Annotated in this window: 23 protein-coding genes and 2 pseudogenes; 14 read left to right on the top strand and 11 right to left on the bottom strand. The window is 38.2% G+C overall.

What is annotated here, in order from left to right; all coding sequences use genetic code 11:
- The first annotated feature begins 206 nt into the window (after positions 1-206).
- Positions 207-1,367 (top strand): hypothetical protein, encoded by a 1,161-nt coding sequence (locus tag M5121_RS00960; RefSeq protein ID WP_249570002.1) that lies wholly within the window; start codon positions 207-209, stop codon positions 1,365-1,367.
- 34 nt (positions 1,368-1,401) lie between these two features.
- Positions 1,402-2,217 (top strand): hydroxyethylthiazole kinase, encoded by an 816-nt coding sequence (gene thiM, locus M5121_RS00955; protein ID WP_249570001.1) that lies wholly within the window; start codon positions 1,402-1,404, stop codon positions 2,215-2,217.
- Between the two features lie 31 nt (positions 2,218-2,248).
- Here thiM and M5121_RS00950 read toward each other — a convergent pair.
- From M5121_RS00950 to M5121_RS00940, 3 genes and pseudogenes are all read right to left on the bottom strand, one after another.
- A pseudogene (locus M5121_RS00950) lies at positions 2,249-3,100 on the bottom strand (AraC family transcriptional regulator).
- An 87-nt stretch (positions 3,101-3,187) separates the two neighbouring features.
- Positions 3,188-3,550 carry a 5-carboxymethyl-2-hydroxymuconate Delta-isomerase gene (locus M5121_RS00945; protein ID WP_249570000.1) on the bottom strand — a complete coding sequence of 121 codons (363 nt, stop codon included), beginning with the start codon at positions 3,548-3,550 and terminating at the stop codon, positions 3,188-3,190.
- A 9-nt stretch (positions 3,551-3,559) separates the two neighbouring features.
- A complete protein-coding gene (locus tag M5121_RS00940; protein ID WP_249569999.1) occupies positions 3,560-5,272 on the bottom strand; it encodes a DEAD/DEAH box helicase in 1,713 nt (570 codons plus the stop codon).
- A gap of 159 nt (positions 5,273-5,431) precedes the next feature.
- On the opposite strand from M5121_RS00940, the gene M5121_RS00935 reads away from it, so the two are divergent.
- Positions 5,432-6,397 carry an alpha/beta hydrolase gene (locus M5121_RS00935; RefSeq protein WP_249569998.1) on the top strand — a complete coding sequence of 322 codons (966 nt, stop codon included), beginning with the start codon at positions 5,432-5,434 and terminating at the stop codon, positions 6,395-6,397.
- A 31-nt stretch (positions 6,398-6,428) separates the two neighbouring features.
- A complete protein-coding gene (locus M5121_RS00930; protein ID WP_249569997.1) occupies positions 6,429-7,142 on the top strand; it encodes a glutamine amidotransferase in 714 nt (237 codons plus the stop codon).
- Positions 7,143-7,552: 410 nt separating this feature from the next.
- Here the strand turns inward: M5121_RS00930 and M5121_RS00925 are convergent, their stop codons facing one another.
- Positions 7,553-9,280, bottom strand: a complete 1,728-nt coding sequence (locus M5121_RS00925) for a glutamine--tRNA ligase/YqeY domain fusion protein (RefSeq protein WP_249569996.1) — start codon at positions 9,278-9,280, stop codon at positions 7,553-7,555.
- A 166-nt stretch (positions 9,281-9,446) separates the two neighbouring features.
- Between M5121_RS00925 and M5121_RS00920 the strand changes: the two genes are divergently transcribed.
- The 3 genes and pseudogenes from M5121_RS00920 (at position 9,447) to M5121_RS00910 (ending at position 11,194) form a co-directional block, all read left to right on the top strand.
- Positions 9,447-9,956 (top strand): peptidylprolyl isomerase, encoded by a 510-nt coding sequence (locus tag M5121_RS00920; protein ID WP_004638567.1) that lies wholly within the window; start codon positions 9,447-9,449, stop codon positions 9,954-9,956.
- 21 nt (positions 9,957-9,977) lie between these two features.
- Positions 9,978-10,694 (top strand): UDP-2,3-diacylglucosamine diphosphatase, encoded by a 717-nt coding sequence (locus M5121_RS00915; protein WP_249569995.1) that lies wholly within the window; start codon positions 9,978-9,980, stop codon positions 10,692-10,694.
- A 105-nt stretch (positions 10,695-10,799) separates the two neighbouring features.
- Positions 10,800-11,194 (top strand): annotated as a pseudogene (locus tag M5121_RS00910) (nitroreductase family protein).
- 44 nt (positions 11,195-11,238) lie between these two features.
- Here the strand turns inward: M5121_RS00910 and M5121_RS00905 are convergent.
- The 5 genes from M5121_RS00905 to tsaE form a co-directional block, all read right to left on the bottom strand.
- Entirely contained in the window at positions 11,239-12,099 is an 861-nt protein-coding gene (locus tag M5121_RS00905) for an EamA family transporter (protein WP_249569994.1), read from the bottom strand.
- A gap of 77 nt (positions 12,100-12,176) precedes the next feature.
- Complete coding sequence (gene hfq, locus M5121_RS00900) at positions 12,177-12,668, bottom strand: RNA chaperone Hfq (RefSeq protein ID WP_249569993.1); 492 nt, start codon at positions 12,666-12,668, stop codon at positions 12,177-12,179.
- Between the two features lie 91 nt (positions 12,669-12,759).
- Positions 12,760-13,704: a tRNA (adenosine(37)-N6)-dimethylallyltransferase MiaA gene (gene miaA / locus M5121_RS00895; RefSeq protein WP_249569992.1), complete on the bottom strand. Its 945-nt coding sequence runs from the start codon at positions 13,702-13,704 to the stop codon at positions 12,760-12,762.
- Positions 13,705-13,710: 6 nt separating this feature from the next.
- A complete protein-coding gene (gene mutL, locus M5121_RS00890; RefSeq protein WP_249569991.1) occupies positions 13,711-15,651 on the bottom strand; it encodes a DNA mismatch repair endonuclease MutL in 1,941 nt (646 codons plus the stop codon).
- The gene (tsaE, locus tag M5121_RS00885; protein WP_249569990.1) at positions 15,641-16,117 is read right to left on the bottom strand and encodes a tRNA (adenosine(37)-N6)-threonylcarbamoyltransferase complex ATPase subunit type 1 TsaE; all 477 of its coding nucleotides are present in this window, start codon (positions 16,115-16,117) and stop codon (positions 15,641-15,643) included. Before tsaE ends, mutL begins: the two co-directional genes overlap by 11 nt.
- 106 nt (positions 16,118-16,223) lie before the next feature.
- Here tsaE and M5121_RS00880 point away from each other — a divergent pair, with 106 nt between their 5' ends.
- From M5121_RS00880 to M5121_RS00865, 4 genes are all read left to right on the top strand, one after another.
- Positions 16,224-16,850 carry a hypothetical protein gene (locus tag M5121_RS00880; RefSeq protein WP_249569989.1) on the top strand — a complete coding sequence of 209 codons (627 nt, stop codon included), beginning with the start codon at positions 16,224-16,226 and terminating at the stop codon, positions 16,848-16,850.
- A 1-nt stretch (position 16,851) separates the two neighbouring features.
- Positions 16,852-17,760, top strand: coding sequence for a pseudouridine synthase (locus M5121_RS00875; protein ID WP_249569988.1), 909 nt, complete (start codon positions 16,852-16,854; stop codon positions 17,758-17,760).
- A gap of 109 nt (positions 17,761-17,869) precedes the next feature.
- Positions 17,870-18,184: a type II toxin-antitoxin system RelB/DinJ family antitoxin gene (locus M5121_RS00870; protein ID WP_087544280.1), complete on the top strand. Its 315-nt coding sequence runs from the start codon at positions 17,870-17,872 to the stop codon at positions 18,182-18,184.
- Between the two features lie 98 nt (positions 18,185-18,282).
- Positions 18,283-18,726: a GNAT family N-acetyltransferase gene (locus M5121_RS00865; protein ID WP_087536111.1), complete on the top strand. Its 444-nt coding sequence runs from the start codon at positions 18,283-18,285 to the stop codon at positions 18,724-18,726.
- Here M5121_RS00865 and M5121_RS00860 read toward each other — a convergent pair whose 3' ends face one another.
- On the bottom strand, positions 18,727-19,443 hold the full coding sequence (locus M5121_RS00860) for a pseudouridine synthase (RefSeq protein WP_249569986.1): 717 nt from the start codon (positions 19,441-19,443) through the stop codon (positions 18,727-18,729).
- Between the two features lie 246 nt (positions 19,444-19,689).
- On the opposite strand from M5121_RS00860, the gene M5121_RS00855 reads away from it, so the two are divergent.
- Both M5121_RS00855 and M5121_RS00850 read left to right on the top strand, forming a co-directional pair.
- Entirely contained in the window at positions 19,690-20,205 is a 516-nt protein-coding gene (locus M5121_RS00855) for a glycine zipper domain-containing protein (RefSeq protein ID WP_087544278.1), read from the top strand.
- Between the two features lie 144 nt (positions 20,206-20,349).
- The gene (locus M5121_RS00850; RefSeq protein ID WP_249569984.1) at positions 20,350-21,348 is read left to right on the top strand and encodes an LLM class flavin-dependent oxidoreductase; all 999 of its coding nucleotides are present in this window, start codon (positions 20,350-20,352) and stop codon (positions 21,346-21,348) included.
- A 328-nt stretch (positions 21,349-21,676) separates the two neighbouring features.
- On the opposite strand, the gene ppsR is transcribed toward M5121_RS00850, so the two are convergent.
- Positions 21,677-22,513, bottom strand: coding sequence for a posphoenolpyruvate synthetase regulatory kinase/phosphorylase PpsR (ppsR, locus tag M5121_RS00845; RefSeq protein ID WP_004661375.1), 837 nt, complete (start codon positions 22,511-22,513; stop codon positions 21,677-21,679).
- Positions 22,514-22,671: 158 nt separating this feature from the next.
- Between ppsR and ppsA the strand changes: the two genes are divergently transcribed.
- The gene (gene ppsA / locus M5121_RS00840) at positions 22,672-25,050 is read left to right on the top strand and encodes a phosphoenolpyruvate synthase (RefSeq protein ID WP_087536107.1); all 2,379 of its coding nucleotides are present in this window, start codon (positions 22,672-22,674) and stop codon (positions 25,048-25,050) included.
- Positions 25,051-25,068 lie beyond the last annotated feature (18 nt).

The raw sequence follows: 25,068 nt of genomic DNA, 5'->3' as shown, positions 1-25,068 counted from the left end.
AAACAAACTTAATAACATCTTTTAATTGGGACAGAAATTTACCATATTTTAAAAAATGGATAAGCCACCTGCTTAGCTTTTATATAAAATTCAGTGGATTAAATCTCAATACAAAACTACTTTTTCGGTTCAAATAATCTTTTTCTCACTCCGAGCACGAGCAATGTATAATCCTTACTTTTCGTGGTTATATAGGTTTATTGTCAATGGATTTACAGATTCTGCAAAAGCAGTTAGATGAAAGTAGCCATTGCCCTCTGTGCCAAGCCTCCATGTTTTGGGTTGAAGCCGAACAATACAGTCAAGAATTTCAATTTCATGAATGTAGTCATTGCCAACATCGTGTATTTAAAAGTGACAGCAAACTGAATTGCCATTGTGCTCAATGCACCGCTCAACGCAAAAAACAAACTCAACAAACCATTTTACAAGAACAACGTAAATACAAAGTCAAAGATGAAGTGATTTATAGCCTGAATCAACTCAGCTTTATGCATAAATTATTTTTACTAAGTTTGTTGGACAGTTATGCTCGTGAAGATGTACAGCATGATGAATTCATCCACTGGAAGAACATTAAATATCATGATTTCACCCCCAATTATTTATTTCAAAATCAACTCGTTCAAGAGTTACTCAAATTAGGCATCTTTAAATCACAAGATTCGAGCCTAGAAACAGAACATTTTTATCTTAATCTTCGGCTTGATGGTTATTCTGATCCGAGTTTGTTTAGTGTAACCCAACAATTGCGCCATTGGTTTTATGAGAATCTAAGTTTAGGTATTCCCTTCAAAACAACAGATGAAGTTAAAGATGCTTTGTATTTGATTCTTTATCAAGAAATCGTCCAGTTCATGCAGTTTTATTGTAGAACTTGGGGAATTCAAATTGCAGGCAATCGCTCCTTTCAGGCCTTTTGCTATCGCTTGATGGAAGGACTCGCAGTGGGTCAAATTTTTTACTTAATTCAAACTGCGTTAGAGTATCTCTATAAGCAAAACGCATTGCAGCCAAGAAACGATAAATTTATTAATACCAACTTACTCAAAAAGACATTAGCACAATATCGTGAACGCGCTGTGGCTGAACGTTGGGAAACCACGACATTACCTCGCCCATACACCATTCCATTTAGTAAAATGAGCGAAGTATTATTATTTAAATTCTTGGGTTATGACGAAAGTGTTTTTATTCAACCTGTCTGGAAATCTTGGCGCAAGATTGAACCTCGTTTAAATTTTTATGCAGTAAAGCGTTGCATGTATTGCGGTTCAAATGATCTTGTAGTCGATTATGATGCTACAGACTATGTATCATTGATTTGTCGTCGATGTAAGCATCAAGACCACTACTTTACGCGTTAGACTATTATTTTTGTAAATTTTTAAGGGGTGATGAATGTCACAAAAACAACAACTGATTGAACAAGTGATTGAAGCTTGGCAAGCTCTTCAGCAACAAGCCCCATTGGTACAATGTATTACCAATAGTGTCGCCAATAATTACGTCGCAAATATCTTACTTGCAGCTGGTGCATCGCCCGCAATGATCGACAATCCATTTGAAGCAGCAGATTTTACAAACATTTGTGCAGCTTTAAGCATCAACATTGGTACACCGACGACTGAACAAACTCAAGCGATGCTCATTTCTGCTGAAACAGCGCAACAGCAACAAAGACCATGGGTACTCGATCCTGTTGGCTATGGATCAATCCTGAAATGGCGTAGTGAAACTGTCGATCAATTACTCAAGTTTCAACCTACGATTATCCGTGGCAATGCATCTGAAATCAGCACTTTAGCGGGTAGTCAAGTTCAATCTAAAGGCGTTGATAGCACATTAAATAGCCATGATGTCTATGCTCAATCAAAAAGCTTGTTACAGCATACTGAATGTGTTGCGATTTCTGGTGAATCTGACTATATCATTTCCAAACAATTGGATATGGTAATCAAAGTAAATGGTGGTTGCCATTTACAGCCTAAAATTACTGCAACAGGCTGCGCTCTAGGAGCATTAACCGCCGCTTATCATGCAGTAACGAATTCAACCATTGCGGCGCTTGCTGCACATATTCATTTTGCTATTGCAGGCAAACTGGCATATGACCATGCCCAAACAGTTGGAAGCTTTAATATCGCTTTTTTAGATTATATTCATATGCTCGATGATAATTTAATTCGGCAATATGTAGACATTGAAATTTTATAATTCAGCTCTGCTTATTCGCAGAGCTTAACCCCTATTTCAGTAACAAATAAATGTCTGTGATCAAATCACATTCATCTACGTCATGAACAAAGTTGTGGTAGTGAAAAAAGACGGAAAAATCCCCTACTTCAAGCGCTGATTGTGGTAACCAGTCTCGATATAGATAGTAAACACTGTCTTTAATATGATCGTAACTACCCAAATGCCGAATCACGGCATAATTGCCTTTGAGAAGAGTACCAGTGCTTACACCTTATGTATTTTCAGGGATATCCGCCGTGATTGTTCCAGCAATATCAAAACGGAATTCATCACTTAAAGTCTGTTCAGGGTCAGAAAATGGAATACCGTAGGTGCGGCTTTTTGCTATAGGAGATAATCCCGTTTCTTTGCGCCACTGAATAAATCGTGCTGCCGTTTCAAATACACGTTCTGGTGCACCGTAATGAGAAATAAATGCAATTTTCTCTTCTGCTCTTTCTACAATATTAACGTTTATCATGATTTCTCTCGGAGGTAATGAAAAAACAAACCTTTCATGCCAAGATGACCAACGTGGCTGTTCTCTAAAAGCGCTTGGGGTTTGATCAAATGAACGTTTAAATGCGCGGCTAAATGCTTCAGGGCTATCAAAACCAGACTGCAAGGCAATATCAATAATTTTGGTGTCAGTAGAAAATGCAAGTTGAAATGATGCTCGTTTTAAACGACACAACTGAATAAACTTCATCAGATTCACACCTGTATTCGCTACAAAAATGCGATGAAAATGAAATTTAGATAGTGATGCAACTTGACTCAACGTATTCAGATCCAGCTCATCATCTAGATGTTGCTGGATGTACTCACATACACGTTGCAACTTCTGATCATATAGCGTCATACATTTAACTCAATTCATTTGATGAGAGCTAATTTGCCAGATTCATATCCTGTAAACTTGATCAGAATTGCGGATTTTCAAATCAAATTAGACCGTTGCCTTAAAATAATTCTCTTTTGGCATATCAATCACTTCAACACATAATTGAATTGAATATTCAGCCTCATTTTTTAGATAATCTTTTTGTTCTAACAATCGGAGTAATGCCTCACCTGTTGCTTGCTTCTGAACTTGGGTTCGTCCACTCAAAATATAAAGTTTTAGATGAACATAAGCTTCTTGATGATCCTCCAACCCAATCAAAAACACCTCATCTTTAAAAATGCGCGACTTAATATCATGGGCACTAAATAATCCAGTCTCAACCAATACTGTATTGACTAGCTTAAGAAGTTTTTGCTGATCAAGATCAGCTAAATTTGCTGAATAATTTGCAATCAGATGAGGCATTTAAATCCCTTATTCGATAAACAGTAACGCTAAACGGACTTGATCATAAGCCATACGCGGACTTGTAGCTTCCACAATTGGACGTAACTTAATTGAACCATCATCGGTAAAATGCTCAGGATTTTTACGTTTGTGTAAACGTTTATAAATCTTACGAACTTCTTCAACGACTTCATCACCAGGGTTGGCAATGGAAATATCTAATCCTTGCTCTTTATGCAATCGCGCGAGATGGTTAATAATCGTTGCAGGCGTTAGCCCTCGCTCATGCGCGATATCTTCAATTTCATAACCATCTTCAAATAAAGCACGTGTTTCCTCTAAAGTCGCTGCTGCATAATTCTGTTTTTCGCCTTTCGAAAGTTTTTTCTCGTTGCGTGCAATTTCAGTTGCATTCAGCGTGCCGCCACAATGACGAATAAAGGCATTATGCTGTGGGGTTAGATCAATATTTTCAAAATTCACTTCTGCTTCGGTCGATAATTCCTGAAAACGGCGGTCTGCTTTAATTGCTAAACTATCCAACTCAAGTGCTTGTTCATTAAACCCAAGCAATTTCAGTCCAGTTAGTGACTTTAATCGAGACAAAGCCACATAACCCTGACCTTTTTCAAAAGTATGCGTTAAATTAATTTCTGCTGCTTCTAAAGTCATACCCTGACTTTTATGAATAGTGATTGCCCATGCCAAACGTAAAGGAATTTGCTGATAACTTGCAATCACCTTGCCTGCTTCATTTTCAATTGACCATGTTTCTGGTTCAACAAGTAATGTCGTTCCATCTGTCAATTTGACTTTTGGTAAAATCCCTTGTTTATCATCTTCCTCAAAACCAATCACTTCACCTAAACTGCCATTGATATAGCCCATATCAAAGTTATTTTTGACAAACATCACTTTGGCATGCTTTTTAAGGGTCAATTCTTCAGGTGCGCGTACCGAGGACTTCAGTGTTTCGATTAATTTGTCGTTGCCATCAACAACAGCATTAAATTGATGACTTTCATTCTCAATTTCGTTCAGATGCTGATAATTGATGTTATCCACATCCATATTATGTGTGTATAAACGGGTAAAGGTCTCGCCAATATCGTGCTGACGCGATTGTTGTAATGCGAAAATATGATTCTGCTGAATGCTCTGTGCTCGAATCGCATTTAATATCTGATTTAAAATTTCATCATCCTGACGGTGTTGCTCAGTCAAATAGCAAACTCGGAATTTTGCTTCAACCCACGCTTCAGACATAAAGCAAAATTTATCTCGATTACTTTCATCTTTCTTACCTACTGGTGGTAACTGGAAAAAGTCACCTGCAACAATGACTTGAATTCCACCAAAAGCTTCATCACTTTCTTTGAAGTATTTAAGCACCTGATTGACTAAATTAAGCTGTTTGGCGTGCAGCATTGAAATTTCATCAATAATCAAGACTTGGGCATTTTCTAAATGCTCTTTTAAATATTTACGCTCTTTCATACGCTTCAGATCATCATCATTCAAACGATCTTTAATTCCAATCCCTGCCCATGTATGAATGGTCATTCCATTCATATGCGTAGCCGCGATCCCTGTAGAAGCCGTAATCGCAACGGGGACTTTTCGCGCTTTAAGATAGTGAATATATTGATTTAGCGTATAGGTTTTTCCTGCACCCGCGGAACCTGTTAAAAAAACATTTTCCCCAGCTTTAAGTAACTTCAGTGCAGTCTCTTGTTTCATAATTTCTTCAGTCGAAAACAACAGCACATAGCTTAACGATTTTTTTGTAAAAGTAAAAACTCAAACTGATTTTGAGAACTGTTTGTATCTCACTTTTACATTGACATCCAAACATTTTCATTTAATGTGTTTCTTAATTAATTCAGATTAGATATAAAAATGAACATTTCAAATTCATATAAATATCAAACAGATATATTGGGAGAAGATTATCAGCAACTCACTTTAAATTTTGCTGATGATTATGATGGGAAAGTCGTTGCAACATTAGTTCGCAAGAAATCAGCTCAAGCCACCAAGAAAGCAGTTCTATATATTCATGGTTTTTCTGACTATTTTTTCCAAACAGAAATGGCAGAACAATTTAACCAGCATGGTTATGATTTTTATGCTCTCGATCTCAGAAAATATGGTCGCTCAAAATTACCGCATCAAAAGTTTTATTATCTACTCGACTTACGTGAATATGATGCTGAAATCACTAAAGCACTCGAAATTATTGGTCAAGAAAATCACAATCAAGTTTTACTTGCTGGGCACTCAACGGGCGGCTTAATTACAACGCTCTACGCCGCACATTACCCAGATCATCGCCTGATTAAAGCACTATGGACCAACAGTCCTTTTTATGATTTTTATAAAAGTGTAATAGAGAAAAAAGTTGGTATTCCCTTATTAAGCGAAGTTGGCGAACGTTTACCAAATGCTAAATTCCCAAGTGGCTTAAATCAATGGTATACACCAAGTCTACATAAAGATTTCTATGGTGAATGGGATTTCAACTTAAATTGGAAGCCCAAATCACTCCCTTATGTTCATTTATGTTTTGTAAATGCGATCCACAAAGCACAAAAAGAAATCCATCGCGGTATTAGTTTAAATATTCCAACCTTGATTATGCATTCACACCAATCCAAATATCCAAAAAAATGGGGTGTTGATGCACAGCAAAGTGATGTGATTTTAGATGTCAAAGATATGACACACAATGCAAAGAAAATGAAAGGTGACGTACAAACCTTAGCAATCAAAAATGGCTTACATGATTTAGTCTTATCTGCACCGCCTGTGCGAAAGAAAGTCTATGAGGATTTATTTTCTTGGCTTGAACAAAAAATGCCTTAACTAAGCTCTATTTATAGTGATTACACAGATTATGGATACTTCAATTTCTTTGCCTAAAACAGTTTATGCAATTCAACATCTTGCATTTGAAGATTTAGGTTCATTAGAAGATATTTTTTATCAACTCGGTTCCCGTGTTCGTTATTTTGAAGCGGGTGTGGATGATCTTAAACCCGCTTTAAATTATGAAGGTCTTACCATTATCCTTGGTGGACCAATTGGTGTTTATGAAACTGAAGACTACCCTTTTCTTATAGAAGAAATTGAAGGTCTTAAGCAACGCTTGAATGCGAATAAACCAACTATTGGTATTTGTTTAGGCGCACAATTGATCGCACATGCATTAGGTGCAAAAGTCTACGCAGGCCATCAAAAAGAAATTGGTTGGAGCCCATTAGAAATAAAAAATCTTGATCAAAACCCATTATCAGGATTAGAAAATATTCATGTCTTACACTGGCATGGTGATACTTTCGATTTACCATCACAAGCAACTTTACTCGCTAGCTCAGAAATTTATCCAAATCAGGCATTCGCCGTGGGAAATAATATTCTAGCTTTACAATTTCATCTTGAGATAAACCAACACAGTTTTGAGAAATGGCTCATTGGGCATACGTGTGAAATACGGCATGCAGGCTTATCAATTCCTCAGTTACGACAAGCTAATTTAAATTATGCTGAACAATTAGAAAGTAAATGCAGGGCAATTATTGAATTTTTTTTAGAAAAACTTGATGATTGAATTCATGACTCGAAAACAGTATGTTTATGATAAATTTAGACATACTATTTGCCTAACTTAAATTAGTTATTTGAAAAATAGAATATTACACTTATTAAAATTTTATTACAGAAACAAACATTAAGACCAATAAGTAACGACAGTACTCGCAAGCTATTTTCTAAAAAAGCAATAAAATAACATTATTCATTTACACTCTTTTAGTTGGAATAAAAATATGATCAAGTTAATAAAAAGTTTTCACTCAATCAATACTTATTTATTCATGTCGACGGCTTTACTTATTTCAATGATTATTTATTTCTATCACATAAATCCATAATATAATAGAAAAACCCAATTTAAAATTGGGCTTTTCCATGTCTGAACTAAATTCTTCGAGCTAAAAAGAGTTCAAATTCACCTAAAGGTTATTTCTTCTCTACTTTAAAGCTATCTTTAAGATCAAGAATACGGTTAAACACTGGTTTTTCAGCTTGATGATCATGTTGATCTGCAACAAAATACCCCTCACGCTCAAACTGGAAACGATCTTCAGGTTGCGCTTGTGCCAAAGCAGGCTCAATCACCGCTTGAACGACTTTTAATGATTCAGGATTTAGATTTGCCAAGAAATCATCATCTGCATCTGGCGCAGCTTCGGTAAATAAACGATCGTAAATACGAATTTCAGCAGGTATACCTTTCGTTGCAGAGACCCAATGAATAACCCCTTTGACTTTACGACCTTCAGGGTTTTTGCCTAATGTTTCAGGATCAATTGAACATTTAAGCTCAATTACTTCACCATTGGTATCCTTGATTACTTCATCACACTTGATCACATAAGCATGGCGTAAACGCACTTCGCCTTCTGGAATCAAACGTTTAAATCCTTTTGGTGGAACCTCTTCAAAGTCTTTACGATCAATATAGATTTCACGTGTTAAAGGAATGATACGTTCGCCCATATCAACATTTGGATGACGTGAATGAGTTAAATCTAATTCTTCAGGTAAATTAGTCAATGTGACTTTTAATGGATTCAGTACAGCCATTCCACGCGCTGCGGCATTTTCCAAAGATTGACGAATACAGAATTCAAGCATTGCTACATCAACAATACCATCTGTTTTCGACACACCGACACGCTTACAAAAATCGCGCAAACCTTCTGGAGTAAAACCACGACGACGCATCCCCACTACGGTTGGCATACGCGGATCATCCCAACCCTGTACATGGTTACCCTCAACCAATTTACGCAATTTACGTTTAGAAGTAATCGTGTAATCGATGTTTAAACGTGATGACTCATATTGACGCGGTACAGCCTGAGAGTGGACTTTCTCAATCACCCAGTCATAGAACGGACGGTGATCTTGGAACTCTAAAGTACAGAGTGAGTGGGTAATACCCTCAATTGCATCAGACAATGGATGAGCATAGTCATACATTGGATACATTTTCCACTTGTCACCTGTCTGGTGATGTTCTGAGTGCAACACGCGATAAAGGATTGGGTCACGCATGTGTACATTCGGGCTAGTCATATCAATTTTGGCACGTAAAACCGCTTTGCCCTCGCCCAACTCACCATTACGCATTTGCTCAAAACGCGCCAGATTTTCTTCCACAGTCGCATTACGGTATGGTGAGTTTTTACCTGGCTCCACAAAGCTACCGCGATTCAACTTGATTTCTTCAGGTGTTTGCAAGTCCACATAGGCATCCCCCTGTTCAATTAATTGAACAGCCCACGTGTAAAGTTGATCGAAATAACCAGAAGCATAACGTGGCTCACCATTCCAGTTAAAGCCCAACCATTTCACATCATTGGCAATACCATCAACATATTCTTGTTCTTCGGCATCTGGGTTTGTATCGTCAAAACGTAAATTACATAGACCATCAAATTCTTCGGCAATACCAAAGTTCAAACAAATTGCTTTGACATGACCAATATGCAGATACCCATTTGGCTCAGGCGGGAAACGAGTTACAACTTTTTGGGTACGACCTTCTTTTAAATCATCGGTAATCACCTGACGTACAAAGTCCAAGCCTGCCTGTTGTTCTTGCTGCGCGGCATCGACAGAGGCATGAGTATTTGGCGTCGGGGTCTTTGGCAGTTCTGAAACAACATCATTTGGCTTCATAGGGTGTAAATCACTTATTACAGTTAAAAATGGGAAATAAAAACGCAATCTTTGCTATTTATGAAAGATTTTAACGTTTTTTACTTGCCTTGTAGTTTACAGTTTGCTTATGCTTCTCTCAACCAAAAACCCATGGTCACAAACCCATGTTTAGGAGATTAATGTAATGAGTTTTCCTCAAGTCGAATTAAATACCAATAAAGGTCGTATTGTTCTTGAGCTTAACGCTGAAAAAGCACCAAAAACGGTTGCAAATTTCTTAGAATATGTACGCGACGGTTTCTATGACGGCGTAATTTTCCACCGTGTGATTGATGGTTTTATGATCCAAGGTGGTGGCATGGACGAAAACTTCAAAGAAAAAGCAACTCGTGATTCAATCGAAAACGAAGCAGACAACGGTTTAAGCAATGATGAAGGCACAATTGCAATGGCGCGTACTCAAGCTCCGCACTCTGCATCTGCTCAATTTTTTATCAACGTTAAAAACAACTCTTTTCTGAACCACACTGGTAAAACAGCACAAGGTTGGGGTTATGCAGTATTTGGTAAAGTTGTTGAAGGTATGGATGTTGTAGCTGCAATTAAAGGTGTCCGTACTGGTAACCGTGGTTATCATGCTGATGTTCCTTTAGAGAATGTAGTTATCGAATCTGCTAAAATTATCTCTGAATAATTTTATCCAACAGGATTCTTTGTGACTTATCTGTTTATTTCAGATTTACACTTGTCACCTGATCACCCTCGACTCGTTCGAGGGTTTTTGGCTTTATTGAAACAATATCAGGATAAAAACACACACCTCTATATTTTGGGTGATTGGTTTAATGCTTGGATTGGGGATGATTACACCGCCCCGTGGTTAGATGAAATTGTCAGCGCTTTGCAAAAATTCACCGCAGCGAATAACCAAGTTTATTTCCAAGTGGGGAATCGTGATTTTGCCTTAGGTCAAAAATTCTTAAAGCAATTTAATGGGATTTTATTACCTAACGTTTATACCTTAAATATTCAGCGACATACGTTCCGACTGGAGCATGGCGATGCGCTCTGCACTGATGATGTTGCCTATCAGCGTTTTCGCAAAGTGATTCGCAATCCCATCTTATTAGGGCTAATAAAACGTACCCCTCTCAGCTTTAGACAAAAGCTCGCCAATGGCTTCCGTAAAAAGAGTAGTGAAACCAAACAACTAAAAAGCTATGACATCATGGATGTAAATGCCAAAGCAGTTGAAAATGTCATTACTGAAGTCGATTATTTAATTCATGGCCATACCCATCGCCCTGAAATTCATCAAGTGTTGAATAAACAACGTATTGTTTTAGGTGATTGGCGAGAAGACTCCGCTTGGATTTTAGAAATTAACGAACAAGAAAATAGCAGCTTGAATTTTAAAAAGTGGACCTATTGATCTTTATTCCATTCGACTTTTATCGATACCCAAATCACATTTAGACACTTTACCTACCTGCTAGATCCAGTAAAATAAACTGATTTTTTATTTGGTTGATAATAGATGGATTCCCTAGACACCGCAAAAACACGTTACACCACCAAGGTACACGATGCGAGTAAAAAAATTCCAAAAGAACAGTTTGAAAAACTACTCTAAATTTTACGCTTCAGCCCTTCTTCAGCAAATATTCAACCTTAGCTTTTTTTAATTGCTGAAACAGATGAGACCAAACAACGTATCGCATCAGCACAGACAGGCAATTACATCTATAACGCGACTAAAGTTCTAAACTCTTCCCGCACCTTAGTATTTTGCACACGTACTGATATTTCTGCCGAATACAAGGCTTAAAAGCATCTGTTATTGTTTCACTCGGCTATCGTAGCGAAAATGACTTTAATGCAAAATTACCTAAATCACCACTATCTGATGAGGTTGTTTTTACACGTTTGTAATAATCAATCATCCAATGGGAGTGACTCAATCTACTCCCACTGTTTTAATTCATCATTGCTTTAGCCAATAACATGACTGAAACAATACCACTGATTAATCCAATCCAGGTATAAGTTTTTAAGCGCTCTTTGAATAAAATCACTCCACTGAGTACACCTAGAATAACCACTAGTATATTCATTCCAGCAAAGACAATCGCAGGCGTTTCTTTGAAAATCATATGTGCTTTAACATACAAAGCAATATTGGCAAAGTTCAGTACACCCAAACATAATCCCATAAAAATGTTTTTAGGTTGCCAGTTCGGTTGGGTAATGGCGATATAAATGATAGATAAAATAAAGGCTGTAATAAAAGTTAAATTTAGCGTGACCGCAAACTGTAAGCCTAAACTACTGCTATATTTTAGTAATACATCAATAGCTGCATAACCCGCCCAAACACTAAACAAAAATAAGGCTGATTTTAAGCTCATGCCTTTACTTGCCTGCTCTGTGGCCTGTCCTATAATGATCGCTAAAATTGCCATAACTCCGAAAAAAAACCCAATTAATTTCAATTGGCTAAATTGCTCACCAAAAATAAAATAGGCAGCTAATAACGACAGTATGACTGCAAGCCGCTGAGCAATTTCCGTTTTTAAGATACCAGCGAATTGTAGCGACTTGGCTAAGCATAAAAATATACTTGGTAATAATAGACCTAAAACAAGAATTAACCACCAAGGCGTATTATTGAGAGAAATATGAGTAATATCGGTTTTAAACCAATAAAAGCATAAAAGGCTTGCGCTCAAATAATTCCACGCGATGATTTGAAAAATATCAAAACCTTTTGCTTTTAAATATTTTAAAAGAATCGAGACCAATACACTACAGCACGCAGCTGCAACAATCATTTCCATAGTTTTTCTAGCTATGTAAAAACACAAAAAAAGCCAGTCTATTATTAGACTGGCTTTTTTAAAAGATCATAAATCAATTAACGATTATTTTCGTCTTCTTGACCATCTTCAAATTTAGTTTCGCTATCGAAGCCACCTTGATGACCGAAGCCACCTTGACCACCGAAGCCACCTTGACCACCGAAGCCACCTTGACCACCGAAGCCACCTTGACCACCGAAGCCACCTTGACCGCCGAAGCCACCACCTTGACCGCCAAAGCCACCTTGACCACCAAAGCCGCCAGTAGAACCTTGACCACCGAAACCACCAGTAGCACCTTGTGCAGGGAAACCACCAGTAGCACCTTGTGCGCCAGCTGGACGTGGGTTACGCGCAGGTACAACTGTAGAAATCGCGTGTTTATAAACCATTTGACTTACAGTGTTTTTTAATAAAACTACATATTGATCAAAAGACTCAATATGCCCCTGTAATTTAATACCGTTCACGAGGAAAATAGAAACTGGAATACGTTCTTTACGGAGAGAATTTAAGAACGGATCTTGTAAAGTTTGACCTTTAGACATTTGTAACTCCAAAAAATTTTTAAATCAGCGCAAAAAAACTATCTTTATTTTTCAACTAAAAATTATAAAAAGACAGCCTGCGAATTTTGCTTTATCCAAAGAAGTTTCGCAAGTCTTCTTTCGCCTGCTTTATCGTCACGTAAGTTTTAAAATCGTGTGTTTCTTGCAAAGAACGTAACCAAGTGTATTGACGTTTGGCAAGTTGCCGTGTCGCAAATAATGCTTTGTTCTCCATTTCTACTTTATTTTTGAGACTTAGGTCACTTTTTAATAAAAAATCTAAAGCTTGACGATAACCCACAGACCGCATGGATGGTAAATTATCACTTAAATCGTATTTTCTAATTAATTCCTCTACTTCATTTAAAAAACCAATACTCCACATTTTGCTTAAACGTTGCTCAATACGTTGATGTAATTCTACCCGATCTGGCATCAATGCGTAATTATGAAATTTGTAACGATAGGGTTGATTTTTAGGCTGCTCTGCCTGTAATTTTGTTATGGGTTCACCTGTAATTCGGTAAACTTCTAATGCCCTAATAATTCTTTGTTTATCTGAAACTTTGAACTTTTGTCCAGCAATTGGATCAACAGAAGCCAATTCATCATAAACAGACTGCCAGCCTTCAAGATCAGCTTTAGCGAGAATTGCATCACGAATACTTTGATCCGCATTCGGTAGATTATCAGCTAATCCTTCAAGTAGCGATTTAAAATATAGCATTGTGCCGCCCACTAAAATTGGTGTTTTGCCACGCGAATGCATGTCATCAATTAATGGGCAAACATCTTCAACAAATTGTACTGCTGAGTATACATCCAATGGCGTAATAATATCGATTAAGTGATGCGGGTATTGTTGTTGCTCTTCTTTTGTGGGTTTAGCAGTCCCAATATCCATATCTTTATAAACTAAAGCTGAATCCACAGAAATCAATTCGAAATTACCGCGTTCATAGAGTTCGCATGCCAATGCTGTTTTACCACTTGCAGTAGGCCCCATTAAATTGATGACGGGCAATTGATTTGACATGTAAAACTACTCTCCTCGAGCAAATAATTTATCTAATTGATGCAATGGAAATGCGCGCCAAGTTGGACGCCCATGATTACATTGACTGGCAAATTCAGTTTGTTCCATTTGGCGTAATAAAGCATTCATTTCCGAAAGACTGAGTTGTCGATGTGCTCTTACAGCCCCATGACACGCCATACCAGCAAGAAGCTCATCACGTTTTTGTAATAGGCCTCTAGCTTCATCATTTGGATCAAGATCATTTAATAATTCTGGAATTAAATTACTAAAGTCAGCTTTATGCAAAATGGCAGGCACACCACGCACAATCACTTGATCATCGCCATATTGATCAATTTCTAACCCCAAACGTTCTAATTGTGGTTGTAAATCTTCAACGCGAGTCGCTTGCATACGAGTAATGGAAACAACTTTAGGAATCAGCAGTTGTTGCGAAGTCCAAAATTCAGGTTTATCCCATGCCGACTTCATCTGCTGCAACAAGATACGTTCATGTGCCGCATGCATATCCACAATGATCAGGCCTTCAGTATTTTGCGCCAAAATATAGATGCCATGCAGTTGTGCGATTGCAATCCCCAAAGGAAACTCATCTACACGTGATGGGTCTTGATTATTTCCATCTTCTGTTTCTTCACGTAAAGGCGCTAAATAGCTTTTGAGTGCATTATTTAACTGTGCAGAGCCATTATAACGTGGTTCTTGAGGTGTTGAATTGTAATGTACTGCCTGTGGGCGGCTTTGATTAAATTCAGTGAGTAAATCTGTGGAAACAACAACCTGCTGATTGTCTTGTCGCTCAGGCTCAGCTACTGCTCGATGTAAATTGAATTGTTCTTGGTATTTTGGCTGAGGCTGATAATTAAAATTTTCTGCCTCAGCTTCATCTGTTTTCATCGCTTGTGCTAAATCAGCAGTTGCGGTTTGAAATTGAGACAAGGTTGCTTTGGCATAATGCCGTACAAACTCATGTACTTCACGCTGGTTCAAAAAACGAATTTCATGTTTAGTTGGATGTACATTCACATCGATATTTTCAGGATCAACTTCTAAAAACAATAAATAAGATGAATGTTGATGACCATGCAAAATTCCTTCATAGGCCATACGTAACGCATGTGAAATGGTTTTGTCTTTGACAATACGACCATTCACATACACATATTGCATGTCAGCCTGTGCTCGTGCGTCGGAAGGATGCCCTAACCAGCCTGACAAACGCATATTGATACTTTCAGCATCGATCCAATAGGCATTTTGGATAAACTGTTGACCTAACAGCTGCTGGACACGCTGATAACGTAATTCACCACTATCAGCAATCGGCAAATTTAAACGAATATTATCGTTATGTTCGAGTACAAAACGAATTTCAAAATGAGTCAAAGCCAAACGACAGACTATTTCTTCAATATGACCAAATTCTGTACTTGGTTTTTTTAAAAACTTTCGGCGCGCTGGCACATTGAAAAATAAATCTTGTACACGAATATGTGTACCTTTTTGTGCTGCAACAGCCTGTATTTGTTGATGATCAAATGCTGTTCCATTCACTTCAACCCGATAGCCCACGCCTTGTTCATCTTGGCTACTGGTCAACGTCAAACGTGATACTGCAGCAATCGAAGCTAATGCTTCTCCACGAAAGCCTAAACTAACAATTGCATGCAAGTCTTCCGATGTTTTAATTTTACTTGTCGCATGCCGCATCACCGCTAATGGTAAATCTTCAGGATGAATTCCATGGCCATTATCAATGATTTCAATCAGGGTCGAACCACCTTGCGCTACCCGAATAATAAGTTCGGTTGCGCCAGCATCGATTGCATTTTCTAATAATTCTTTAACAACTGATGATGGACGTTCAATCACCTCACCCGCAGCAATCTGGTTGGCTAAGGCAGCATCAAGGGTATGAATACGACGAGTTGAATCATGCGCCATTCAATTGTTCCTGCAAAGTTTGAGATAAAGATTCGGATTCACTGGTTAGCGTGACAAACCGAGTCAATTCATCATCCGATTTTTGAATATCAATGATTAGATCAGCTTTTGGAATTTCGTCTCCACCTTTTGAAGGCCATTCAAATAAGAATAAAGCATCTGGCGTTTCTAAATAATCACGAATTCCCATCAGTTCTAATTCATAGGGATCATCTAAACGATACAAGTCAAAATGGAAAATTTCTTTGCCTTGAATGGTATATGGCTCAACCAAGGTATAAGTTGGGCTTTTTACTGAACCTTGATGCCCAAGATTCTGGATAAAGTAACGCGTAAATGTCGTTTTTCCAGCCCCTAAATCACCAATCAAATATATAACGCCTGAATGCACTTGTTGTGACAGCACTTGCGCAAATTTTTGAGTGTCTTGTTCATGATTTAAAGTAAATTTCACTGAATATGACATGGCAAATAGAATAAAATTGGGATACCCGCTATGATAACATTGCACAGCTTCAAAGCCTAATCCATAGCAATACCTTGGTTCTTTTTTACAACATTGAAGAGAAGACATGACTCTACAAAATCGGGTTGATCCTTGGGGGAAATTGAACGCGCATCCCTCAAAAAGTGCGACTTTAATGGGGAATCGTGGTGGTAAGCTGCATAATGCAGACAAGCAAATCATTAAGCAATTTTCCACCCAATCATGGATCAACTGTCTAACCACATTCGGTAATGTCAAAAGAGAGGTTTTTGGACAGTCTTATTCTGAACTGTTCTTTTTAGATGAAGCAACCGCCTTGGCGGCAGGTCACCGTCCTTGTGGAGAATGTCAAAACCAGCGCTATAAACAGTTTAAAAATGCATGGATTCATGCAAACAACACTGGTATTTCACTACCTGTAAAAGAGATGGATAAAAAAATTCATCACGACCGACTAACAGCAGATAAAAACAAGAAAATATTTCAAGCCAAAATTTCTGATTTACCAATTGGCACTTTCTTTGAGCATGACTCAAAAGCAATCGTAATCTTTAAAAACAATCATTATTTGGTTTGGTCTTTTGATGGCTATCAACAGGAAGTTGAATTACCAAATGACCTGATTGTGAATATCCTCACGCCAGAATCTTTTGTCAAAGCATTTGATGAGGGATTTATACCTAGTTTCCACCATTCAGCCTCACTCAAATAATATGAATATTATTGAAAGTTTTACTCCACCTCTCATCAATGGTGTCAGTGCCAGTAAAGTCTTTTTACCCAATGACCTCACTGTAAACACAGTTTTTGAATATCTTTGCCAACACTTTCCACATATTCAATCAAGCGAATGGCAACAACGTTTTAGCGATGAATTAATCTATGCTGCGAATGGTGAAAAATTAAAAATAGACAGTATCTATACGCCCAATAGCCATATTTTTTACTATCGTTTCCTAGCTCAAGAAACTCATGTGCCTTTTCAGCATGAGATTTTATACGAAAATGAACATTTACTCGTGGTTGATAAACCTCACTTCCTGACCATGACCCCAACTGGGCAATATGTTCAGGAAACCTTACTGGTACGCTTGAAAAAGCAAACAGGCAATCAAGACCTAACCCCCATTCATCGACTGGATCGGGAAACGGCAGGCGTGGTTTTATTCAGCAAGAAACCTGAATCGCGCGGAATCTACCAACAACTTTTTGCAGATCGGAAAGTTCAAAAAATCTATCACGCGATTGCAGCTTATCGAGCTGAATTACATTTCCCACAAATATTACAGCTCCATTTAGAAAAAGGTCAGCCGTTTTACACGATGCAAATTAATTCTGAAAAACCTCAGAATTCTGAAACTTTGATAGCGCTTTTGGAACGCAATCAACATTACGCAAAATATCAGCTTAAACCCAAGACGGGTAAACAACATCAATTGCGTGTCCACCTTAATTACTTAGGCATTCCAATTTTAAATGATCCGTTTTATCCAGTTGTCGCACATAAAGCCGATGATGACTTTGAACAACCGCTACAGTTGTTAGCAAAAGAGATTTATTTTATCGATCCCGTTGTAAATCAAGAAATGCATTTTACTTCTAAATTTGAATTGACATTGTAAATACAACGTAATGACAAAATTGCTATTTTTTCACTTCAGAAATATTGAAATTACATTGCAATGGTTTAGAATACATGATGATAACTAAAAATATTTGGTCATATCTTTCATGCGAAAAACAGAAGTTTATCAGGTTCGACTTGATTCTCAGGAAAAAAAGCAGGCTTTTGCTGTTTTTAAGCAGTTAGGTATATCCCCTGCCCAAGCTGTTCGTCTTTTCTTTAAACAAGTTGTGTTGACGAAATCAATTCCTTTTGCGATTGAAAATCAAAACATTAATATGGAACAGTTACTCAAGCTCCGTAAATCTAAAAATGCAGCAATAAATGATCCTTCAACTGCTATAGATTTGCATGTTGAAGACGATCATGAAGATCTATTTGAAGAATTGAATGCACTGTTAGGTGAAAGTGACAAAACTTAACAATGTTGCATTTATAAACAAGTTTTTATTTTTTAAGCTTAAATTTTTTCGTTATTCTGATAGTCCAAATAAAATTATAAATGCAAGGATTGACAGGAATGATTGTTAAACGAGCAACAAAAGAAGATCTTCACCAACTTGCTGTCTTGTTTGATGAATACCGTCAATTCTATGGTACATCATCCAATATTGAACAATCCTATCAATTTCTAAAACATCGTTTCGAAAATAAAGATAGTGTCATTTTCATTCACGTTAAAGATGATGTGCTCACAGGCTTTGTTTTACTGTACCTTGCTTTTTCATCTGTTTCTTGCGAAACCTATTATATTTTAGATGATGTTTATGTAACCCCATCTTATCGAAAACAAGGATCGGCTAAGCAATTAATTGACACCGCAATCCTTTTTGCTCGCCATGAAAATGCACAAAGAATTAGTCTCGAAACACAAAAAAATAATTATGAGTCTCGCCGTCTTTATGAACAAATGGGATTTATTCAAGATGATGAATTCAAGACCTTTCACTGTTTTTTAAAATAGTTACTCGATATCTAAAGCAATATTTTGACTCAATTGTTTTTGCGAAGATGTAAGATAAATCCATTCACCTTCTGGTAATTCAGGAAGCTCAAGTAATCCTATTTGTTGGCGATGTAAAAGCTCAACTTTATTTCCGACTGCTGCAAGCATACGTTTAACTTGATGGTAAACACCTTGATGAATTGTCATTGCCAATTGATGTGTGGAAAATAGTTGAAGATTGGTTGCGGCATAAATACCTTTTTCATTCCTTAGCTCAACTCCCTGTTCTAAAGCCATTAATTGCTCAGCTGAAATCGGATCGGCAGTCGTTACATGATAAACTTTTGGCACATGCTTACGTGGATTGGTTAAGGCTTGTAAATATTGACCATCATCAGTCAATAACAATAATCCTGTGGTATCTTGGTCTAGTCTTCCCACGCATTGAATACCTCGATGGATCAAAATTTCAGGCAGTAGGCTAAATACACTTTTATGATGCGTTGCCTGATGTGAACATTCATAGCCCTTCGGTTTATTTAAAACAATGTAGAGATGTTCTCGATATTGGTATTCTTCGCCAAATACTTGAAAACAAAGCTGATCCGTATTTATATTCTGTTTAGGGTTTTCACAAATTTGTCCTTCAATCTGCACAGCACCATTTTTAATTAACTGTTGGCAATACTTTCTTGAACCAAAGCCTTGCGATTGCAAAATTTTTTCCAACAGCATAACTACATCCTCATCTCAAACTCAGTCTATTGTACTCGATTCAGCTAGGCATCGTTGCTTACAGCATACTCATTCTTATTTTTTATAATTTATTCACAATCTGTTCATTTGTAATAGAACATATACAAAACTCTCGCCAAACTCTCTCAATCATCCTATTGCGCTCCATATTTCCACTTAAAAGTCCTGTTACATTTGTCTCAAGCAAAAGAATACTGTCCAAAAGAATGGATAAGGAGTTTCACTATGAAATCGAATATGTGGTTATGTAGCGTCATCTTGGCAACCTCATCAATGATGACTGTTGCACATGCAGATAATACAGCACGTGTTGCAGCAACTTCAGCACTTGGTAGTATTGTTGGTACAGCAGTTGGTAAACAACTTGGCGGTAATACGGGTGCCATGATTGGTTCCGCAATTGGTGGTGCTGGTGGTGCAGCAGCATCAAGCAATAAACGTGATCGCACTGAAGCCGCCATTGGTGGTGGACTAGGCGGTGTTGGTGGTTACACCGTTGGACGTAATGTCGGTGGAACGAGTGGTGGCTATATTGGTGCTGGTTTGGGTGCAGCAGGTGGTGCGGCTTTAGGTCAAAAAGTTGGTCAAGATCGTGAAGAAGACCGCCGCTACGAAAATCGTCGTTCTTACGATGAGCGCCGTTACGACAACCGTCGTTCTTATGATGATCGTAGATACTATAAATCTCGTCATCATTACCGTCATGATAATGGCTATCACCGTGGTTGGTATAAAGATTAATCATCAAATCCTAACACTTTCTCTTTTGGTGCCTTCGGGCGCTTTTTTTATTTTATCCAATTCGCAACAAATATCGACAATATTCGATATACAAAATCAAACTTATATCGTATTATTTCGATATATGATTTTGAGAGTTAAAAAATGAAGTCACTACAAGAGATCAAATTTTCAATTTTGGAGTTAGCTCCTGTCAGAGACGATAAAAGTATTGAATTTTCACTTCGTCATGCACTAGAAGTTGCTCAACACGCTGAAAAGCTTGGTTATGAACGTTTCTGGTTAGCTGAACATCACAATATGGATGGAATTGCGAGTTCCGCAACGGCAGTTTTACTAGGATTCATCGCAGCAAATACAGACAAAATTCGCTTAGGTTCTGGTGGCATCATGTTACCTAATCACGCACCATTAGTTGTTGCAGAACAATTCGGGACTTTAGCAACACTTTATCCAAATCGTTTTGAACTTGGTTTGGGGCGTGCTCCAGGAACTGATCAAATGACGATGCGGGCCTTACGCCGTGGCCGTCAAGAAACCGAAGATCAATTTCCTCAGGATGTAATGGAAATTTTGCAATATTTTAAAGACCCACAACCCAACCAGAAAATTATTGCCACCCCAGGTCAAGGCACTCATGTACCTGTCTGGTTGCTAGGTTCAAGTCTGTTTAGCGCACAGCTTGCTGCAAAGTTGGGACTTCCCTATTCTTTTGCATCACATTTCGCTCCACGTATGTTAGGTCAAGCAATCGAAATTTACCGTGAGAATTTTCAAGCATCTGAATATCTTGATAAACCTTATGTGTCAATGGGCGTACCAACAGTCGTTGCGGCAACTGATGAAGAAGCACAATATTTAGCTACCAGTTCTTATCAGCGTATTTTAAACCTGATTCGGGGGCACAGTCTAAAACTCAAACCGCCAACTGAATCAATACAAGGTCTGGCAAGCAGCGCTGAGCAACTCGCCATCCAGAATTTCTATGCAATGGCTCAAATTGGTTCACAGGAAACTGTCAAAACAGGACTGGAAAAAATTGCCGCGCAATATGATGTAGATGAGTTTATCTTCACCTGTGATATTTACGATACACAAAAACGTCTGGAAAACTTTAGCTTGCTCATGGAGCTAAAAAACTAGTAGGCAATCCTATTTTCAAATAAGCATTGCCTCGTTCCGCAATGCTTATTTCACAACGCCCAAGTATTGATAGGAGGTATTTTTCTTGCCGTAACGTAGATACTTTCCTTGAGATTTATAGTTTTTATCCAGCAACATAATATCAATATTATTCTTCAAGCTTTTGTCTGTACGGATGTCATCAAGTGTCTCATCCGAGCTTTCATGGTTTTTACAGTCAGAATCGACCTGAATGGTATCAAGCGGTGCTTTATGAGGTTCCCAATCTTATTTCTTCAAAATAAAAAAGCGTAGCCCATCCTCTACGCTTCTCATTTAAAGATACTATTTAGCCAATACGACGTTTTAAACCAGTCAACTGTAAAATACGCGTTGAAATTTCTTCAATCGACATTTCAGTGACGTTCAAATACTTAATACCTTCAGAAATATAAATACCCTCTATGGCACGTAATTCCATTTGGCACTGACTAAAACTTGCATAACGACTATTGGCTTTTCGTTCGCTACGAATAGCGACCAATCGCTCAGCATCAATCATTAAACCAAAGAGCTTATTTTTATGTGCTCGTAGCACAGCAGGTAGACGATTATCATCTAAATCTTCTTCAGTTAAAGGATAGTTCGCAACACGAATTCCAAACTGTAATGATAAATAAATCGAGGTTGGTGTTTTCCCAGATCGAGAAACGCCAACTAAAATCAAGTCAGCTTTATCATAATGACGAGTTCGAGCACCATCATCATTGTCTAATGCAAAATGTACTGCATCAATACGAGCCTTATAAGATTCAGAATCTGTTACAGCATGGGTCTGTCCAACTAAAGTTGTTGGTGGTGTCCCCAACTCTTGCTCAAGTTTACTAATTAATCCCTCGAAAACATCCAAATTTACGGCTTTAGCTGTATTAATAATTTCACGAACATGTGGGTCTACCAATGTGTCAAAAACAAGTGGTAAACATCCATCTCTTGATTGGCATCCATTGATGTCAACCACCACATTCATTGCAGCTTCTTCAGTGGTAATATAAGGCATAATATGAATATCAAAATCGACATTCGGAAATTGCGCAAGTAGTGAATGTCCAAGGGTTTCTGCGGTAATTGCAGTACCATCCGAAATAAAAAATACACTCCGTTTAATTTGTTTACTTTCGGGCATCAAAATTCTCCTTAAACATTTGTCTTAGTGCTCTATAATCTTTATAGTAAACTCATCTAACATGACTGTCGCTTAGTAAAATACTAAATCTAAGCACATTCGTATAATTTCATACCAATGATGGTCATTCATACTGCAAAAAAAGTGGAGTAAATACTTTGGAAGCGCGCGTAATCGGTCTGGAAAAATTAGGGAAACACGATGTCGAACTCGTAGGTGGGAAAAACTCATCTTTGGGTGAAATGATCAGCCATTTATCCAATGCTGGTGTATCGGTACCTGGTGGCTTTGCAACAACTGCTGCTGCCTATCGTGAGTTCTTGGATCAAAGCGGCTTAAATGCTCGAATTCAGGCTGAACTTGAGCAGCTAAATGTTGATGATGTAAACGCACTTATAGAGACAGGCGCTAAAATCCGTAAATGGATTGTTGATACTCCACTTACTGCTAATTTAGAACAAGAAATTCGTGACGCATTTACAGCACTTTCAAACGGTAATCCAGACATCGCTGTTGCTGTACGCTCTTCTGCGACTGCTGAAGATTTACCTGATGCTTCTTTTGCAGGACAACAAGAAACTTTCTTAAATATTCGCGGAATTGATAACGTTCTTATCGCGATTAAAGAAGTTTTTGCTTCGCTTTATAATGACCGTGCCATCGCGTACCGTGTACACCAAGGTTTTGAACACAGTGTTGTTGCCCTATCTGCGGGTGTACAACGTATGGTTCGTTCAGAGACTGGTGCTGCAGGTGTAATGTTTACGCTTGACACAGAATCTGGTTTCCGTGATGTGGTATTTATTACCGCATCATACGGTCTGGGTGAAATGGTTGTTCAGGGAGCTGTCAACCCTGACGAATTCTATTTGTCAAAACCATTGTTAAATGCAGGTAAACACTCAGTTTTACGCCGCAATCTCGGTTCTAAACACCAAAAAATGATTTATGGTGAAGAAGGCGCTGCAGGTAAATCCGTTGTTGTGGTTGATGTTGAAAAACCAGAGCGTCAACAATTCGCATTAAATGATCATGAATTACATGAACTTGCTAAACAAGCATTGATTATTGAACAACATTACGGCTCGCCAATGGACATCGAATGGGCGAAAGATGGTGATGATGGTCAAATCTACATCGTTCAAGCACGTCCTGAAACTGTTAAAAGCCGTCAAAATGTCGGCACAATGGAACGTTACCTATTAAAACAACGTGGCACTGTCATCTGTGAAGGTCGTTCAATTGGTCAACGTATCGGTTCGGGTAAAGTTCGTGTCGTCACCTCAATTAAAGAAATGGATAAAGTACAAGACGGTGATGTACTTGTATCAGACATGACTGACCCAGATTGGGAGCCAGTAATGAAACGCGCCGCAGCGATTGTGACCAATCGTGGTGGCCGTACTTGTCACGCTGCAATCATTGCACGTGAGTTAGGTGTACCTGCAATCGTGGGTTGTGGTAATGCAACAGAAGTATTAACCGATGGTCAAGAAGTCACTGTTTCATGTGCTGAAGGTGATACAGGCTTTATCTATGAAGGCGCATTAGATTTTGAGGTGCAACGTAACTCAATTCACTCAATGCCAAAACTTCCATTTAAGATTATGATGAATGTTGGTAATCCAGACCGTGCATTCGACTTTGCTCAAATTCCAAATGAAGGGATTGGTCTTGCACGTCTTGAATTCATCATTAACCGTATGATCGGTGTACATCCTAAAGCGCTTCTCAATATTGACAGCCTACCACGTGAAACGCGTGCTGCTGTAATGACACGTACATCAGGTTATTCTTCGCCAATCGAATTCTATGTAGAAAAGTTAGTTGAAGGTATTTCAACACTTGCAGCTGCATTTGCTGAAAAACCAGTCATCGTTCGTATGTCTGACTTTAAGTCAAATGAATATGCAAATTTAATCGGCGGTAAATTATACGAGCCAGAAGAAGAAAACCCGATGTTGGGTTTCCGAGGTGCAAGTCGTTACGTATCTGACAACTTCCGTGACTGTTTTGAGCTTGAGTGCCGTGCTTTGAAGAAAGCCCGTGATGAAATGGGTTTAACCAATATTCAAATCATGATTCCATTCGTGCGTACAGTGTCTGAAGCAAAACGTGTGATTGAGTTGCTTGCTCAAAATGGTTTAAAACGTGGTGAAAATGGTCTAAAAATCATCATGATGTGTGAGCTTCCAACCAATGCTTTATTGGCTGAACAGTTCCTTGAACATTTTGATGGTTTCTCAATTGGTTCAAATGACTTAACACAATTAACACTTGGTCTTGACCGTGATTCTGGTATCGTATCTCACTTATTCGATGAGCGTGATGCAGCGGTTAAAGCCCTTCTTTCTATGGCAATTCATGCATGCCGTAAAGCAGGAAAATACGTTGGTATTTGTGGTCAAGGTCCTTCAGACCACCCTGACCTTGCTAAATGGCTCATGGAACAAGGTATTGAATCTGTGTCACTTAACCCTGACTCAGTGCTTGATACTTGGTTCTTCCTTGCTGAAGAACAAATCAAGAAAGCATAGTCTTTTTTAAAAAAGACC

The organism is Acinetobacter sp. ANC5681 (assembly GCF_023488045.1).
Classification (GTDB): domain Bacteria; phylum Pseudomonadota; class Gammaproteobacteria; order Pseudomonadales; family Moraxellaceae; genus Acinetobacter.
Note: the sequence above shows the minus strand (reverse complement) of the source record. Positions and strands in the feature narration are given on the sequence as shown.